Origin of the sequence: Denitrificimonas caeni, assembly GCF_905120345.1 — a bacterium.
GTDB classification, from domain to species: Bacteria; Pseudomonadota; Gammaproteobacteria; order Pseudomonadales; family Pseudomonadaceae; genus Denitrificimonas; species Denitrificimonas caeni_A.
In genome coordinates this window covers 334,747-349,367 of sequence record NZ_CAJHOA010000003.1, presented here as the reverse complement: position 1 = coordinate 349,367, position 14,621 = coordinate 334,747, and the positions used below count along the sequence as shown (strand labels likewise).

The window sequence follows — 14,621 nt, the reverse complement described above, 5'->3', positions numbered from 1 at the left end:
CAATATGCAGGTTTCGCTGAAAAAATGGGTCGCCAGTGGTAGCCCTTGGGTGTGGCTGAATGCCGGTGCGGTAGCGATCAGCGTGGTGTTGGTGTTGGGATTACTCGGTGTGATTGCCTCGCGTGGTTTGGTACATTTTTGGCCGGCCAGTTTGCAAGAGTACAAATATACCGATAGCCAAGGCCTACAGATGCCGGTGCTCGGTGAGCGGGTGCAGCGTGAGCAAGTCACCGCTGAGCAGATTCGTAATGCTGGGCTGCCGGTGCCTGAAGGGCTACAGATTCTCGATCGGCAACTGATTAAAGTCGGCAACCGTGAGGTCTATGGTTCGGACTTTCGCTGGGTCTTAGAGCATCAACTCAGTGACCTGCAGTACCCCAAACAAGCCATTGCCCTTGAGCGACGCGAATGGGGTAATTTCTATGGCTACATTGTTGGTATTAAAGAAAATGGAAAATTAATTGCTGAGCAAAGCCCAGCTGAAAACCAGCTCTGGGATGAGGTACTACGCAGAGCCGAGCGCGCCACGGTGATTTATCAGAAAATTAAAGGTTTAGAGAGCGGCGCGATTGGTGCGATTAACTATGCGTTAGAACAATTGCGTTTAGAAGAGCGCAGCTTGCAACTCAAGGGCCAGAATACAGCGGAAAACCTAGCGCAACTGCACGCTGAAAAAACGCTGCTGCAAGCCGATTATGCCAACCAAGAAGCCGAACTGATGGCGCTGTATACGCCGTTCAAGCGCGATACCTTGATGTTAATGACAGCAGATGGCCAGGCAAAAGAGGTTAACTTTAGTGAAATCGTACGCCTGTACCAGCCCAACTCGCTGAGCTTATTAGAGAAAACTCAGCACTATATTCTCAAACTGGTGGAGTTTGTTTCCGATGATCCGCGTGAAGCCAATACCGAGGGCGGTATTTTTCCAGCGATCTTTGGCACCGTGTTGATGGTGATGATTATGTCGCTGATCGTCACCCCCTTCGGAGTGGTTGCTGCGGTGTATTTACGTGAGTATGCCAGCCAAGGGCTGATCACACGGATTATTCGCATTGCCGTGAATAACCTCGCCGGTGTGCCATCCATTGTTTACGGCGTGTTTGGTTTAGGCTTTTTTGTCTACTTTTTGGGTGGCAGTTTAGATCAGCTGTTTTATGCCCCAGCTTTACCTTCGCCAACCTTTGGTACCCCAGGTTTATTGTGGGCTTCGTTAACCTTAGCGTTGCTAACACTACCGGTGGTGATTGTCGCCACCGAAGAAGGTCTGTCACGGATTCCACGTTCAGTGCGTGAAGGCTCGTTGGCCTTAGGTGCGACAAAATTTGAAACGCTAATGCGCGTAGTGATTCCGATGGCCAGTCCAGCGATGATGACTGGGGTGATTCTCGCAGTAGCGCGCGCCGCCGGTGAGGTCGCACCGCTGATGTTAGTCGGTGTAGTCAAACTGGCACCAAACTTACCGCTGGATATTAATGCACCGTTCCTGCACTTAGAACGCAAATTTATGCACTTAGGTTTTCATATTTACGATGTTGGCTTTCAAAGCCCTAACGTCGAGGCCGCACGCCCCTTGGTGTATGCCACAGCCTTGATGTTGGTGGTGGTCATTGCGGTGCTCAACCTGACCGCGATTGGTATTCGTAACCGTCTGCGCGAGAAATTCCGTGCGCTGGATATGTAATTGATGATTTATTTTATAAAAAGGCAGCCATCATGAACTCGACCACAACCGCTTCACATGCGATGAAATTCAGCGCACTCGGACGGCAATCGCAGCAATTGAGCTTGGCCAATGAAACGCCCTGTATTGATGTAAAAGATATGCACCTGTACTACGGGGCTAGCAAAGCGCTGAATGGCATCACTATGCAAATTCCGAAAAAACGCATTACCGCATTTATTGGCCCATCGGGCTGCGGTAAATCCACCTTGTTACGTTCGTTTAATCGGATGAATGACTTGGTGGATGGCGTACGTATTGAAGGAGAAGTGACGATTGATGGCCATAATATTTACGCCAAAGGCGTGGATGTTGCCGATTTGCGCCGCCGCGTTGGCATGGTATTTCAAAAGCCCAATCCGTTCCCGAAAACCATTTATGAAAACGTCGCCTATGGTTTACGCATTCAAGGCATTAAGAATAAGCGCTTATTAGATGAAACCGTGGAATGGGCGCTGCGTTCTGCCGCGATCTGGGATGAAAGCAAAGACCGCTTGCATGAGTCGGCGCTGGGTATGTCCGGTGGCCAGCAGCAGCGTTTGGTGATTGCTCGGACCATCGCGGTCAAACCAGAAGTGTTGCTACTGGATGAGCCTGCATCAGCGCTGGACCCTATTTCCACCTTGAAAATCGAAGAGTTGCTTAACGACTTAAAAGATCGTTTCACCATCGTGATCGTCACCCACAATATGCAGCAAGCCGCGCGCGTGTCCGACTACACCGCGTTTATGTATTTAGGCCAACTGCTGGAGTTTGATAACACCGATACCTTGTTTACTAACCCAGCCAACAAACAGACTGAAGACTACATTACTGGACGTTACGGCTAAGAAGCCGTTGCAACACTTGTGTAAGAGCGGGCTATACCTGCGATAGCACTTAACCGGGACGTACAACATGTGTAAGCGTACGCCGCTGTTCGGAGGCATGGCCTCCTCCTACAAGAGAAATGCAATCTGCAGTTAACGTCAGCGCGATGCATGTTCGGCTGAAATAAAGAACTTAAGCCACAGGTGGATCCATTTTATGAAAATTAATCAAGACGCACATAGCACCCATATTTCTCAGAAGTTTAATCAAGAACTGGAAGAAATCCGCAGCCAGTTGCTAGAGATGGGCGGTATGGTTGAGCAGCAAGTTAAGGATGCGGTGCAGTCGTTACTGGATGGCGATACGCGTTTAGCCAGCGAGGTGCGTGGCAAAGATGCCCAAGTCAATCAACTGCAGTTAGACATTGATGAATACTGCACGCAAATTCTTGCCCGCCGTCAGCCGGCCGCGTCGGACTTACGTTTAGTCTTGGCCGTAATTCGTGCCACCGCTGATTTAGAGCGCATTGGTGATGAAGCCAGCAAAGTTGCGCGTGCTACTTTAAAATTAGCCGAGGAGGGTGCTTCGCCGTGCGGTTATATTGAAGTACGCCATCTCGGCAATCATGTGCGGCAGATGGTGCAAGATGCACTGAATGCTTTTGCCCGTTTTGACAGTACTCAGGCGCTAGCGGTATTGCGTGAAGATGAAAATGTCGACTTAGAATACCGCTCAGCCACACGTGCTTTGATCACTTTTATGATGGAAGACCCACGTTCGATCTCGCAAGTAATGAGCATTATGTGGGTGCTACGCTCATTAGAGCGGGTCGGCGATCACGCCAGTAATTTGGCTGAATATGTGATTTATTTGGTTGAAGGCAAAGATGTGCGTTATCGCGAAATCGATCAAATCGAAGCGGCGATTGCCCTACGCAGAGAATCGACTCAAGCGGCTGACTAAGCGCTCAATCAACCCGTTAGTAATGCAGTGTAAGCGCGATCGAGATAACGGCTTACGCTGCACGACCCAGCAAGGTTTGACTGAGTGGAAAACGACAGGTAAAGCAACTGCCCTGCTCTGCAACACTACTGATCTCTAAGCGTCCTTGATGGCGTAACAACACATGTTTAACAATCGCCAATCCCAAGCCTGTGCCGCCGGTTTGGCTGGAGCGGCTACTGTCGACCCGGTAAAAACGCTGAGTGAGAAAGGCTAAGTGTTTGCTATCAATTCCGGGACCATCATCTTTTACTTCGAGGTAAGCACCATCTGAATCGTGATACCAACGCAGTTCAATGCAGCTACCCTGCGGCGTATATTTCACCGCGTTAAACAGCAAATTGGAAAAAGCACTGCGTAGCTCATTAGCTGAACCACGCAGATACAACTGCGTATCTGCATCGACCAGCACTTGATGCTGCTGACCAGATAGCGCCAGCGCATCGACACGAATCGCCGCCAATAACTCAGCGACATTGATCGGCTCCGCTTCGGCTTTAAAATCACTGGTTTCTAAACGCGAGAGCGTCAGTAGATCAGTGACGAGGTGCTCCATTCGCGCCGATTGTTGGGTCATCAAGGTTAAGCCACGTTGCCAGTGCGTCGGCAACTGTTCGGCATAGTCACTGAAGGTTTCTAAATAACCAGAAAGCACGGTGAGCGGTGTGCGTAACTCGTGTGAGACATTCGCAATAAAGTCTTGGCGCATACGTTCGAGGCCTTTCATTTTACTGCAGTCGCGCACCAACAATAGACGATCATTTTCGCCAAAGAGAGTGATTTGATATTCTAAAAAATGCTCTTCATTGAGATGCGATGGCAGTACCAAGGGTTCTTGATAGTTTTGGCTTTCATAATAATCAACAAACTGTGGATGGCGCAGTAAGTAGGTGATGGGTTGTCCACGATCGCTACTTTCGGATAAACCCAAGAGTTTTTCTGCAGCATGATTCCACCACTCGAGGTCACCCTTATGATCAATCATAACGACACCGTCGCGCAGCGCTTGGCTCGAATCCTGAATACGCTCAAGCAGTTGTGCCAACTGTTGTTGATCAGCTTTTTGGCGACGCTGATAATGGTAGATACCATCAAACACCTCGCCCCAGAGTCGCTGAGCCTCAGGAGGCGTCTCATGCGGTGCTTGCAGCCAGCGCACTAATCGCTGTAATTGCCAAATATGCTGACCGAGTAAAACTAACAGTGCAACGGCTGCACCCAGCGCCGGCTGATCCCAGTAATAACCCAGCACTGCACCTAACAGCAGCCACGCCACGAGGCGCAGTATTTCTTTTCGCAACAATAGTTTCATGACGAACGGCCGACCATTAGCTGTTTACACCTTGGTTGAAAAGCGGTAACCGGTACCGCGCACAGTTTGCACGAGGTGCTTATGTTTTACCCCTAAATTAAGGCGTAAACGGCGAATATGCACATCAACCGTACGCTCTTCAACATAGACATTACCCCCCCAAACTTGATCAAGTAATTGACTGCGACTGTAGGCGCGCTCGGGGTGGGTCATAAAAAACTGCAGTAAACGAAACTCGGTCGGGCCAATATCGAGCGCCCTGTCTCCTGAGCTAACGCGTTGACTACTGGGGTCTAAACGTAAGCCTTCCACTTCGATCGGCTGATCAATACCAGCACTAGCCGTACGTCGCAACACCGCTTTTAAGCGTGCGACCAGCTCGCGCGGCGAGAAAGGTTTGGTGATGTAATCATCGGCACCTGCTTCCAAGCCTTGGATTTTATTATCTTCTTCGCTGCGCGCGGTCAGCATAATAATTGGAATATCAACGCTGGCGGGATCACGTTTCAGGCGGCGTGCTAATTCAATACCGCTAACGCCTGGCATCATCCAATCGAGCAAAATAATATCAGGCTGATGGTCAACGATTAAAGCGTGCGCGGTCTGCGCGTCTTGCGCTTCTAAACACTGGTAGCCGGCCATGTGTAAAGCAACGCTAAGCATCTCCCGAATCGCCGCTTCGTCATCAACAATCAGCACAGTTTTCTCGGTCATGGGTTAATCCTATCGTCCACACTTTAATTATGTCATGCGTATTACAGCCTTTGTAAATGACAGAATGATGACAAGACGTATTTACCCGTTTAAGTATACGCTCTGACATCCATAGCGCTATGGATGCTCTGCTTCCCAGCCAGATAGAATCTGCCTTAATTATTCTTGATCGTCGTCAGCGCCATATCCACCTATTTGCCCTAAATTTGTCTTTCGGATCAGCACATATCTATGCCCTTTTGATGAAGAATCGACTATGACTATTTATCTGTCCAACGAGGTATCCAATCTTAATAGCGATTTACGCACGCTCACCGATGCGCTGCGTCAGCAACATGACGTGGTAAAAAACGAAGCGGGTGACTGGATCCTGCTACGCCACGCCGATATAAAAGCCGCCGCTTTAGATGACACGCGTTTTTCCAGTCAGGTCTCGCGCTTCTTACAAGTACCTAATGGCCTCGATGGTCACCAACACCGCCTTTTTCGCGAAGTCATCGAGCGTCATCTGAGTCGTGAAGCTCTCAGCCCTTACCTGCCGGTTTTTAAAAAAATCGCAGCAGAACTGATGAGCTCATTACCTAAAAATACCGCGTTAAATGCCGTCAGCGACATTGGCGCCGTATTTGCTGTACGCGCACAGTGCGCTTGGCTAGGCTGGCCTGCGGCATTAGAGCCGAAACTGCTGCAATGGATGCGCGATAATCACCGCGCTACTCGCTCACAAAACAGCACTAAAATGGCGCAGGTTGCGCAAGACTTTGATGACATTATTCTGTCCATCATTCGCCCGCTTCGTAGTAGCGACGACCTTGCCGCAGCGGATCATCTCACCAGCCGTTTGTGCCGCGAGCAGGTTGATGGGCGCCTATTAAGCGAAGCCGAGTTAGTGTCTATTTTACGCAACTGGACTGGCGGTGATTTAGGCTCTATCGCTTTATGTGTTGGGGTCATCGTCGCCTTTCTACTGCAGCATCCTCAGCAAATCGGCTCTTTGAGTCGCGCCTCCGATACTGAACTGGAAGCAGTAATTGATGAAATCCTGAGAATTGATGATCCTTTCGTATCGAACCGGCGCGTCACCACCTGCCCTGTCACTCTAGGTCAGCATCAATTACCCAGCGGCGCTCGGGTACAATTGAACTGGACTTCAGCCAACCGCGATAGCGCAGTATTTGCCGATAACACTTTCGCTCCGCACGCTCACGCGGCGGACAACTTGGTTTACGGTATTGGCAAACATGTCTGCCCTGGCCGCTTGCTGGCCACGTGGCAGCTCAGAATTGCCACGCAAGCGTTATTGGCGTGTACCAGCAGCATTACGCTGGCACCCGATCAGTCGTTGCAACGCGAACAACCTCCGCTAGGCGGTTATCAAAATGTGCCGGTGATATTGGGCTAAGCTCGTTGTATGCGAATAATACCTTACACCCGCATGCCGCTAACTCATGCTAAACACTGATCATCAGTACGACATAAAAAGCGTAAACATCCATAAGCCGCAGAACAACAATTGAATCGAGCGCCTAGTCTGCTAAACTTACGCCTGTTTTTGCACAAGCAACTGCACAACGCATCAGACCATCGACCTGTTAAAATTGGTCTACTAAAATGCACGCGTTACCCGCTACTGAGCTGCAGCATTTCACTCTCGCTCAGCGCTAGCCCTCTACCTACTAAAACTTAGACTGATAGGTTTCAGTGCTCGTTAAGCCTGACTGCAGTACGCCGTCAGCGGCATGGATAAATTATGTTTAAAAATATGCGCAATGAATGGTTTTTTAATATCCGTGGCGATCTCTTGTCAGGTCTAGTTGTCGCCCTCGCTTTGATTCCTGAAGCCATCGCCTTTTCCATTATTGCCGGTGTCGATCCTAAAGTTGGCCTGTATGCGTCTTTCTGTATTGCCGTCATTATTGCTTTTGTTGGCGGCAGACCCGGTATGATCTCAGCCGCGACCGGTGCGATGGCGCTGTTAATGGTGACTCTAGTGAAGCAGCATGGCCTCGAGTACTTATTAGCGGCCACCCTGTTAACCGGTGTGCTGCAAATCGTGATCGGTTATTTAAAGCTCGGCAACCTGATGCGTTTTGTCTCCAAGTCAGTGGTCACAGGCTTTGTCAATGCTCTGGCGATTCTGATCTTTATCGCACAACTGCCGCAGCTGACCGATGTCACTTGGCATGTCTATGCGGTAACAGCGGCGGGTTTAGGGATTATTTATCTCTTTCCACTGATCCCTAAAGTCGGCAAAAGCATACCCTCCACACTGATATGCATTGTTGCTTTGACCGCTGCGGCGATCTACTTAGGCTTAGATGTCCGCACCGTCGGTGACATGGGTAAATTACCCGATACATTACCCATCTTTCTATGGCCAGACGTGCCGTTGACTCTAGAAACACTCGCCATCATCCTGCCCTATGCTGTCGGCCTCGCCATTGTTGGTTTACTAGAATCACTGATGACCGCCAATATTCTTGATGAATTAACCGACACCAAAAGCAACCGTAACCAAGAGTGTAAAGGCCAAGGTATCGCCAATATTGGTGCAGGCTTGCTCGGCGGTATGGCCGGTTGCGCGATGATTGGTCAGTCGGTGATTAATATTAAATCGGGCGGTCGTGGCCGTTTATCAACTTTTTGTGCCGGCTTTTTCTTATTGATTATGGTGGTTTTTCTCAGCGACTGGATTAAACAGATCCCGATGGCTGCTTTGGTTGCCGTGATGATTATGGTGTCGATCGGTTCCTTCTCTTGGAGCTCTGTAAAAGACTTTAAAAAGCATCCAATCTCTAGCAATATTGTCATGCTGAGTACCGTGGCTGTAGTGCTGAGCACCCATAATCTAGCGCTGGGTGTATTGGCTGGCGTGCTGTTGTCGGCGCTATTTTTCGTCAATAAAATTGGTCGTTTGATGATCGTCAAACAAGAGCAAACAGGCTCTGAATTACACTATCAAGTCATCGGCCAAGTATTTTTCGCTTCAGCAGAAAAGCTCTTTGCCGCATTTGATTTTTCCTACGCAACAGATAAAGTCATCATTGATTTAACCCATGCACACTTTTGGGATATCAGCGCAGTGGCTGCGCTGGATCAAATCGTCATTAAATACCAACGTCTTGGCGCAGACGTCAGCATCATTGGCAGCAATGAAGCCAGCAAAACAGTGATTGATACGTTTGGCACGCACAACTCAAGCCGAACGATTGAAAAACTAATGAGTGACCATTAAGGACTGCGTTATGCAAAAAATTCTAGCCTGCATTGATGAATCAACTTGGTCGACCAGCGTGCAAGATGCTGCCATTTGGGTGGCGGGAAAGATTAATAGCCCGCTGCTTTTTTTACACAGTATTGAAAAACAGCAGATACCTGACAGCAATGATCTCTCCGGCGCTATTGGCCTAGGTGCGCGCTCCAAACTGCTCAGCGAAATAGCTACCTTAGATCAACTGCGCGCCAAAGTGGCTTTACAGCTCGGCAAAGAATTATTAGCAACGGCTGAACGCAAAGCACAAGAAGCAGGCTGCAGCCCAGTAGAAACCGTCCAGCGTCACGGTGAGTTTATTGACAATCTGTTAACGCTAGAAAGCACGGCACGCTTAGTTATCATTGGGCACTCAGGCACACACACAGATAAAAAAACGATTGTTTTAGGCACACAAGTTGAAAGTTTGCTCCGTCAAATTAATACGCCCGTGCTAATTACGCCGCATGATTTTATCCAGCCGCAAAGTTTTATGCTGGCTTACGACGGCCGTGAAACAACCGACCTCGCTCTGCAGCGTATTTTGGCCAGTGATTTATTACGCGGTTTACACTGTCATTTGGTAACGATCAAAAACAAACAACCTGATTTAGAAGAAAAGTTTGCACAGGCCGCTGAGCGCTTAACAACTGATGGCTTTACCGTGACAACTCGCTATTTAGAAGGCGATATTGCTAAGCAACTACTCGACTATCAGCAGACTCAGGCCATTGATATGTTGGTGATGGGCGCATTTTCTGGATCACGCTTACGCCAGTTCTTTATCGGCAGTAACACACTAAAAATGTTAGAAAACTGCAATATTCCTATTTTAGTCGTCAAGTAATAATTGCGTTCTGCCCACTTCACACCTAGCGCTACATTGCTGAACTCTATGCATAGATAGAGTTCAGCAGCTCAAATACTTCAGCCTCTTAGCCCCGCCTAGCCGAAACTCAAGCGCATTCTAATCAATAGCAAAAAGCTATAACGCCAATTAATATATAATAATTTATTATATTTAAAATAATGTTAAATTGTATCTAAGTTAAGCAAACACCCCAGGAGAGACATCATGCAAGCGACTGATACTGCTGCTTACGGTTTACCACGTTTAAACGAACGCGCACCAGAGTTTAAAGCACCGACTACAGATGGTGAAAAATGCTTAGATGACTATAAAGGCAAGTGGTTGGTGCTGTTCTCACACCCCGCTGACTTTACCCCAGTGTGTACCACTGAATTTATTGCCTTCTCTAAAAAGGCGCCTGAGTTCAACGCTCGTAACTGTGAGCTATTAGGTTTATCTATTGATAGCCATCACTCGCACATTGCTTGGATGCGTAATATTAAAGAAAAATTTGGTGTGGAGATTCCATTCCCAATTATTGCTGACCTGAAAATGGATGTGGCCCGCGCCTACGGCATGATCCACCCGGGTGCGGCAGACACCTCAGCGGTGCGTGCCACCTTTATCATTGACCCTAATGGTATTTTGCGCGCGATGGTGTACTACCCAATGAGCAACGGCCGTTTAATTGATGAGTTTTTACGTTTACTGGATGCACTGCAAACCAGCGACGAACACGGCGTTGCGACGCCAGAAGGCTGGAAACCTGGTGATCGCGTGATTGTTCCACCTTCAGCGACTGCTGCCGGTGCTGACGAACGTGTTAAGTCAGGTGAGTACGAGTGCGTTGATTTCTACTACTGCACCAAGCAGTTGTAAAACGCTGGCCCTGAGGGGCAATCCAGTGTGACTTCTTAGAAGTTATGCTGCGTGGCGCTAAACTCCAGCATCGATAACGGTGCTGGAGTTTTTGCTCTATAAGGCCGTGAACTATACCCATTAGAACAGATGTTATCGACGGTGCTCCCACTTGAGATGCATCGTCTTCTATTTACTTCTCTCAGTTAAACGAACTCTGCGCCAATCCCCACGTCTGATCTTTACAGTTGTTATTAAAAGGTTATCTATTGTGCTGAGAGTCTTTCTTACTGCTTTATTGCTGCTAATCAATCCATTGGCGCATGCGCGCAGCTATATTGACGGGCATTTACACTATGTCGACTTCTTTCAAGAGTCTGAAGGCATGCAAGCTTTACTCGAGGCAATGGATCAAGGCAACATCAGTCACGCGGCCATTATGGGTATTCCTGTGGCTAAAAAATGGCAAGAAGACGAGCCTAAAAAACCCCGCTATTACGCCGGCGATGACGCTGCCCTGTATTGGTATAGCGCCACTGACTCCTATGTCTTACACGCAATACAACAGCTAAAACCTGAACAGCAAAAGCGTTTTTTCCCTTTTTTATCGGGTTTTAATGCCAACGATAAAAACTCTGCGGCACATATTCGCCGTACTCTACAAATGAACCCTGGATTTTGGCAAGGCATAGGCGAGGTTTTTACCCGTCATGATGACGTAACTGCATTGATGCACGGCAATACGCCACGCGCCAATAACGAAGCGATGATGAAAGTCTATCGCGTCGCAGCGGAGTTTGATTTACCGATTTTACTGCACAGCAATATCACCTCGAAGCGCGAGCGCAACCCTCTATACCTTGAGGAATTAGAAGACGCGCTCAGTAAAAATCCAAAAACGCGTTTTATCTGGGCACATGCCGGTACCAGTATGGAGTTGCATCGTCACCAAGAAGAGTTAGATTTTTTACTGCCACTGATCCAGCGCTTACTCAAAGAACACGACAATCTCTATATTGATTTATCGTGGACGCTGATTGAACCCTATTTAATCGATGAGCAAGGTAAACCTAATCCTAAGTGGTTAAAACTATTTAAAGACTACCCAGATCGTTTTGTGCTGGGCAGTGATGTGGTCGGTCGCTTTGATAATTTGGGCGAGACCATGCAAGGTTTTGAACCGGTGTTAGAAGCGCTGCCTGCAGAAGTAGCACAGGCGATCGCGGAAGATAATTTTCTTAAACTTTTACCGCGCCAGAGTTCTAAACTTTAAGCAGCAAAACTGTCACAGCAGTGCGTCAGCCAGCGCTTAAATGCGCTTGCGACGCTCTGAGCGCTGTAAGCGCAACTGTTCCTCATCAACCTCAGCCAAGACCTCGCAGACATACTCAATATGTTGATTGGATACATGCCGCGCCTGCTCCGCTTGTCCAGACTTGATGGCTTGATAGAGTGCGCGGTGTTGTTCAATGAGCATATCGCGGGTTTCACTGCGTTGCGTGTACATGCCGCCAATATTGGTCACCACATGGCCGCGTAACAAATCAAACAAGCCGCGAATCGTGTGCAGCAACACCACATTGTGACTGGCTTCAGCAATCGCTAAGTGAAAACGCGCATCAGCCAAACCTTCTTCGGCACGGCATGCACTATCGGTACTGGCATAACAGGCTTCGAGCTGAGCAAAAGCTATGTCTAAACGCTCATGATCGGCTGGCGTGGCGCGCAGCGCGGCATAATAAGCACAAGCACCTTCCAGCGTGTGGCGAAACTCGAGTAAATCTTTTTGCGCATCAGGCTTTTTAGCCAGCAAAGCTAGCAATGGATCACTAAAGGTGGTGCCCACGTCTTGACTGACGTAATTGCCACCCCCTTGGCGACTGATCACTAAACCTTTAGCCGCTAATTTTTGCACTGCCTCACGTAACGACGGACGCGAGACACCAAATTGCTCCGCCAGTTTACGTTCGGCCGGCAAGCGCTCGCCGGCTTGCAAGGTGCCTTCCAAAATCATCGTTTCCAACTGCTCAACAATGTCATCCGACAAACGGCGCTGCTGTATATGTGCAAAGCTCATGGCGCTCTTCTTACCTTACTAAAACAGCCGATTAAGATGTTCTAGGCTAACACAAAGCCTTTTTTTCAGCAGCGTATAACGCGCTTGCAGAACCCTCGCAAACAGTCACTCTCGACTAAAGTAGCAAACAAATTATTTGACAGATAACGCCTAGCGTATTTAACTAAAAACACCAGACTGTCAACTGGTCTTACCAATTGTATAAAAACAACAACATCGAAGGGCCTCAACCATGTCAAATATGTCTACCTTTGCCTTTTATCCTGCCAGTTGCATAGAGCAGCTATTGGAGTTGCACGATGCCGTCTAGTTTACTGGCTCTATTAGCCTTTTCACCGATTTTACTCGCCGCCATCTTGCTGATTGGTTTACGTTGGCCTGCTAAGCATGCGATGCCGTTGGTATTCGCCATGACGGCAGCCATTGCGCTGTCCTTTTGGCAGATGAGTTTTAATCGCGTGTTAGCCTCAACCCTGCAAGGACTGGTGATTACCGCTGGAGTCTTGTGGATTATCTTTGGTGCTATTCTTCTGCTTAACACTCTAAAACATTCTGGTGCGATCCAGTCGATTCGTACGGGTTTTATGACCATCAGCCCCGACCGCCGCGTGCAAGCCATTATTATTGCTTGGCTATTTGGCTGCTTTATTGAAGGGGCATCAGGTTTTGGTACGCCAGCCGCGATTGTCGCACCACTCTTGGTGGCTATCGGTTTTCCAGCGATGGCGGCGGTGATGTTGGGCATGCTCGTGCAAAGTACCCCGGTATCCTTCGGCGCGGTCGGCACACCGATCATCATTGGTATTACCAGTGGTTTAGACAGCGAAGCCGTTGGTACGCAACTCTTAGCTAATGGCTCAGACTGGGCCAGTTTTCTCCAACTGATTACCAATCAAGTCGCTATTATTCACGCGATAGTGGGCACTATCATCCCATTGATTATGGTGTTAATGCTGACGCGCTTTTTTGGTAAAGAGAAAAGCTGGAAAGCCGCTATAGAAATTATCCCATTCGCAATATTTGCTGGTTTAGCGTTCACTATTCCTTATGCCGCAACCGGAATTTTATTAGGCCCAGAGTTCCCATCATTGTTAGGCGGTTTAATCGGTTTAGCGATTGTTACCAGCGCCGCACGCTTTAACTTCCTCACGCCAAAAACCACGTGGGACTTTGCCCCAGCCAAAGAATGGCCGAGCGAGTGGTTGGGTTCGATTGAAATGAAACTGGACAACGTGACCAGCAAGCCGATGAGTAGCTGGTTAGCTTGGTTACCCTATGTTTTAGTCGGTTTATTATTAGTCATCAGCCGTGTCTTCCCCAGCGTGGGTAGCGCGATGAAAGCCGTAGTGATTAAGTTTCCTAATATCTTAGGTGAAGCGGGTATCAATGCTGACTTTATGCCGCTGTATTTGCCCGGTGGCATCTTAGTGTTTGTCGCCTGCAGCGCATACTTTTTACATAAAATGCAGTGGCAGCGTTTCCGTTCTGCGTTAAGCGAATCAAGTCGCATTTTAATCGGTGCGGGATTTGTTTTGCTGTTTACCGTGCCAATGGTGCGCATTCTGATTAACTCCGGTATCAATGCCGCAGATATTCCGAGTATGCCGATTACTATGGCGCGCTTTATTGCCGACAGCGTCGGCGGCATTTACCCACTGCTCGCTCCCAGTATCGGTGCGCTTGGTGCCTTTATTGCCGGCTCAAACACCATCAGCAATATGATGTTTAGCCAGTTCCAGTTTGGCGTGGCCGAGAACCTCGGTATTTCCACCGCCATCATTGTTGCCGGTCAAGCAATTGGCGCCGCAGCCGGCAATATGATTGCCATTCATAACGTCGTTGCCGCCTCTGCTACTGTAGGTTTACTCGGGCAAGAAGGCTCAACTTTAAGAAAAACCATTTGGCCGACCTTGTACTACGTGTTTTTCACCGGACTGATTGTGTTATTTGCCGTGAATGTCCTAGGGGTCAGTGACCCTTTAATGCCTTAACGCTATATTCGAAACGAGTCAGACATGCGTACACTGA

General features: G+C 48.6%; 12 protein-coding genes. 9 read left to right on the top strand and 3 right to left on the bottom strand.

The features are described 5' to 3' along the window. The first annotated feature begins 4 nt into the window (after positions 1-4). The 3 genes from pstA to phoU all read left to right on the top strand — a co-directional run bounded on the left by pstA (position 5) and on the right by phoU (position 3,493). Positions 5-1,681: a phosphate ABC transporter permease PstA gene (gene pstA / locus JYJ62_RS07800; RefSeq protein ID WP_205341640.1), complete on the top strand. Its 1,677-nt coding sequence runs from the start codon at positions 5-7 to the stop codon at positions 1,679-1,681. Between the two features lie 32 nt (positions 1,682-1,713). Next, positions 1,714-2,550 (top strand): phosphate ABC transporter ATP-binding protein PstB, encoded by an 837-nt coding sequence (gene pstB, locus JYJ62_RS07795; protein ID WP_205341639.1) that lies wholly within the window; start codon positions 1,714-1,716, stop codon positions 2,548-2,550. A gap of 196 nt (positions 2,551-2,746) precedes the next feature. Next, positions 2,747-3,493, top strand: coding sequence for a phosphate signaling complex protein PhoU (gene phoU, locus JYJ62_RS07790; RefSeq protein ID WP_205341638.1), 747 nt, complete (start codon positions 2,747-2,749; stop codon positions 3,491-3,493). 52 nt (positions 3,494-3,545) lie between these two features. Here the strand turns inward: phoU and phoR are convergent, their stop codons facing one another. Both phoR and phoB read right to left on the bottom strand, forming a co-directional pair. Next, positions 3,546-4,844: a phosphate regulon sensor histidine kinase PhoR gene (gene phoR / locus JYJ62_RS07785; protein WP_205341637.1), complete on the bottom strand. Its 1,299-nt coding sequence runs from the start codon at positions 4,842-4,844 to the stop codon at positions 3,546-3,548. A gap of 24 nt (positions 4,845-4,868) precedes the next feature. Continuing rightward, positions 4,869-5,558 carry a phosphate regulon transcriptional regulator PhoB gene (phoB, locus tag JYJ62_RS07780; RefSeq protein ID WP_205341636.1) on the bottom strand — a complete coding sequence of 230 codons (690 nt, stop codon included), beginning with the start codon at positions 5,556-5,558 and terminating at the stop codon, positions 4,869-4,871. Positions 5,559-5,814: 256 nt separating this feature from the next. Here phoB and JYJ62_RS07775 point away from each other — a divergent pair, with 256 nt between their 5' ends. The 5 genes from JYJ62_RS07775 to JYJ62_RS07755 all read left to right on the top strand — a co-directional run bounded on the left by JYJ62_RS07775 (position 5,815) and on the right by JYJ62_RS07755 (position 11,789). Then, positions 5,815-6,960 carry a cytochrome P450 gene (locus JYJ62_RS07775; RefSeq protein WP_232365738.1) on the top strand — a complete coding sequence of 382 codons (1,146 nt, stop codon included), beginning with the start codon at positions 5,815-5,817 and terminating at the stop codon, positions 6,958-6,960. Between the two features lie 348 nt (positions 6,961-7,308). Next, entirely contained in the window at positions 7,309-8,793 is a 1,485-nt protein-coding gene (locus JYJ62_RS07770) for a SulP family inorganic anion transporter (RefSeq protein ID WP_205341635.1), read from the top strand. Between the two features lie 10 nt (positions 8,794-8,803). Next, entirely contained in the window at positions 8,804-9,655 is an 852-nt protein-coding gene (locus JYJ62_RS07765; protein ID WP_205341634.1) for a universal stress protein, read from the top strand. 228 nt (positions 9,656-9,883) lie between these two features. Beyond that, a complete protein-coding gene (locus JYJ62_RS07760; protein WP_205341633.1) occupies positions 9,884-10,537 on the top strand; it encodes a peroxiredoxin in 654 nt (217 codons plus the stop codon). Positions 10,538-10,787: 250 nt separating this feature from the next. Beyond that, positions 10,788-11,789, top strand: coding sequence for an amidohydrolase family protein (locus tag JYJ62_RS07755; protein ID WP_420042823.1), 1,002 nt, complete (start codon positions 10,788-10,790; stop codon positions 11,787-11,789). Between the two features lie 36 nt (positions 11,790-11,825). Here the strand turns inward: JYJ62_RS07755 and JYJ62_RS07750 are convergent, their stop codons facing one another. Further along, positions 11,826-12,593 (bottom strand): FCD domain-containing protein, encoded by a 768-nt coding sequence (locus tag JYJ62_RS07750; protein WP_205341632.1) that lies wholly within the window; start codon positions 12,591-12,593, stop codon positions 11,826-11,828. Positions 12,594-12,892: 299 nt separating this feature from the next. Here JYJ62_RS07750 and JYJ62_RS07745 point away from each other — a divergent pair, with 299 nt between their 5' ends. Then, positions 12,893-14,584 (top strand): L-lactate permease, encoded by a 1,692-nt coding sequence (locus JYJ62_RS07745; RefSeq protein WP_205341631.1) that lies wholly within the window; start codon positions 12,893-12,895, stop codon positions 14,582-14,584. The last annotated feature ends 37 nt before the right edge of the window (positions 14,585-14,621 follow it).

Coding starts and splice junctions, on each gene's coding strand:
- pstA (WP_205341640.1), top strand. CDS start 5: ATGCAGGTTTCGCTGAAAAAATGGGTCGCCAGTGGTAGCCCTTGGGTG.
- pstB (WP_205341639.1), top strand. CDS start 1,714: ATGAACTCGACCACAACCGCTTCACATGCGATGAAATTCAGCGCACTC.
- phoU (WP_205341638.1), top strand. CDS start 2,747: ATGAAAATTAATCAAGACGCACATAGCACCCATATTTCTCAGAAGTTT.
- phoR (WP_205341637.1), bottom strand. CDS start 4,844: ATGAAACTATTGTTGCGAAAAGAAATACTGCGCCTCGTGGCGTGGCTG.
- phoB (WP_205341636.1), bottom strand. CDS start 5,558: ATGACCGAGAAAACTGTGCTGATTGTTGATGACGAAGCGGCGATTCGG.
- JYJ62_RS07775 (WP_232365738.1), top strand. CDS start 5,815: ATGACTATTTATCTGTCCAACGAGGTATCCAATCTTAATAGCGATTTA.
- JYJ62_RS07770 (WP_205341635.1), top strand. CDS start 7,309: ATGTTTAAAAATATGCGCAATGAATGGTTTTTTAATATCCGTGGCGAT.
- JYJ62_RS07765 (WP_205341634.1), top strand. CDS start 8,804: ATGCAAAAAATTCTAGCCTGCATTGATGAATCAACTTGGTCGACCAGC.
- JYJ62_RS07760 (WP_205341633.1), top strand. CDS start 9,884: ATGCAAGCGACTGATACTGCTGCTTACGGTTTACCACGTTTAAACGAA.
- JYJ62_RS07750 (WP_205341632.1), bottom strand. CDS start 12,593: ATGAGCTTTGCACATATACAGCAGCGCCGTTTGTCGGATGACATTGTT.
- JYJ62_RS07745 (WP_205341631.1), top strand. CDS start 12,893: ATGCCGTCTAGTTTACTGGCTCTATTAGCCTTTTCACCGATTTTACTC.